The sequence below is a fragment of the Halobacillus sp. A1 genome (assembly GCF_024189295.1).
Taxonomy (GTDB): Bacteria; Bacillota; Bacilli; order Bacillales; family Halobacillaceae; genus Halobacillus_A.
This window is the reverse complement of record NZ_JAIZEN010000090.1, coordinates 1-255: the sequence shown is the minus strand read 5'-3', so window position 1 is coordinate 255 and position 255 is coordinate 1. Positions and strand designations below refer to the sequence as shown.

The window sequence follows — 255 nt, the reverse complement described above, 5'->3', positions numbered from 1 at the left end:
AGCTGGAGCGTCAGTTCGATCAACAAGAACCACACAGAGTCCTCTTAACAGATATCACGTATATCTATTATGCGAAGGGACAGAAAGCTTATCTGTCCGCCATTAAAGATGGAGCGACCCGAGAAATCCTGGCTTACTATCTCTCGACCTCTTTAAAGATGGATATCGTGTACACCACACTTGATAAGTTAATGGAACGCGAGGACTTTCTCCCTCACCCCGAATGTTTGATTCACTCGGACCAGGGCGTGCACT

The 255-nt window shown here is 46.7% G+C and carries 1 protein-coding gene; it reads left to right on the top strand.

The features are described 5' to 3' along the window. Nucleotides 1-255, top strand: a 255-nt coding sequence (locus LF817_RS20125) for a DDE-type integrase/transposase/recombinase (RefSeq protein ID WP_371925117.1), incomplete at both ends; no start/stop codon positions are given.